The sequence below is a fragment of the Paenibacillus sp. NMA1017 genome, from assembly GCF_058895805.1.
In genome coordinates this window covers 1-1507 of sequence record NZ_JBZXYR010000047.1, presented here as the reverse complement: position 1 = coordinate 1507, position 1507 = coordinate 1, and the positions used below count along the sequence as shown (strand labels likewise).

The following is a 1507-nucleotide window of genomic DNA, read 5'->3' as shown; positions in this document are numbered from 1 at the left end:
TAAAGGCTCCTATGAACGTGTATTAAAAACAGACTCCTTTGCAAACATAGCTAGCTGTTTTATCAAAATTACGGTCTTCGACACGGAGGGGCGAAGTACAGCATTAAGAGCGCATGTCGAGAATACGTTAGGTGGACAAATTTATATTGTTGATTCGGAAGCTAGATGGCTGGATATCACGGCATTGCATACGCATAAAGGTGAGACGGTAAAGAAACTGCAAGAAATGTTGGGCGTCACATACGAGGAAACCATGTCATTTGGTGACGGCGAGAATGATGTGGAACTCATGGCAATCGCGAAATACAGTTTTGCAGTAAGTAATGCTTGTGAAAATACTAAAAAGGCAGCAAACTTCATTACTAAGTCAAACGAAGAAAATGGTGTTCTTCTCACGATTCAAAAAATACTGGATTTGCAGTGATCCTTGTCTGTCAAATGGTATTGCATTATGTAAAAGAGCGGGGCAATGGTGTGATTGCCCCGCTCTTTTATCATTTGAGTTGCAGAAACAGGCACTTCCAATGGTTACTATGTACCGAAAAAGAAATGATTTATGAGCTGACTCATCACATGTATCAATAAAGAATGAAACTGTTGCGGGATATGTTGCCCCAAAATATCTAAAAAGACGCTGGCATGTTAGCGCTCTCCGTGAAAAAACCAGGTTGTTCCTCTACGTAAAGCCCGTACTCCTTATTGTTTGAATTTCTATATTACGCTTTTGAGAAAATAATATTTGATTGGAAGACTGTTGTAATCCAGATTATTTCAAATGGGTTTGTATTACTTCCATTCAAGTTGAATCGTTATTCGAAACTTGTTTTCGATAATTTTGCGGAACTACACCCATCTGTTTACGGAAAATGGACGAATAATAGCTAGCACTTTGAAAACCGCAGGCAAGTGCGATTTCACTTATGGATCTTCGTGTTTCTTTTAACATTTCGCAACTTTTTTGGAGGCGATATTGAGTGACATAGTTGTTGGGCGTCTGACCCACATATTTGTTAAATAATGTACAGCAACGGCTTCTGCAAACGGCTCCTGCAGATGCGATCTCCTCAAGAGTTATTTTTTGATCATAGTTTTGGTGAATGAAACGAGTCATTTCCTGAACATGCGTTAATGCTCCAGGTTGCCCAGAAATGGGTTGCAAATGATCCCCTATTGTTGCACACAAAGATAAAGCTTGTGATGCCAGACGAAGCGGATTTGGAGGAGTATGGTCCTTATGCATTTCCTGATAGATTTCTTGAATGGACAGTAGTATTCTTTTCTGCCAATCAACCTGATCTGTAAGTACAACAAAATCAGCCATCATTAGACTAAACTTTTCCCCCCAGTATGTTTGAATAAATGAAGTCTTCTCACCAAGGATAGAGGGATGAATGACGACGACAAGGAATAAACAATCTTTATGGTCTGCAAGAGAATAGCCGAAATGCAAACGTTGGCTATTCACAAAAAGTCCATCCCCTTGATGCAATCGAGTGATACTTCCATT

Annotated in this window: 2 protein-coding genes; one reads left to right on the top strand and one right to left on the bottom strand. The window is 39.7% G+C overall.

Annotated elements, in window-relative coordinates; genetic code table 11:
- The coding region (locus AC5ELV_RS26260; protein ID WP_493432452.1) for an HAD hydrolase family protein at nt 1–424 on the top strand (424 nt) is incomplete at its 5' end.
- A 372-nt stretch (nt 425–796) separates the two neighbouring features.
- Here the strand turns inward: AC5ELV_RS26260 and AC5ELV_RS26255 are convergent.
- The coding region (locus AC5ELV_RS26255; RefSeq protein ID WP_493432453.1) for a helix-turn-helix domain-containing protein at nt 797–1507 on the bottom strand (711 nt) is incomplete at its 5' end.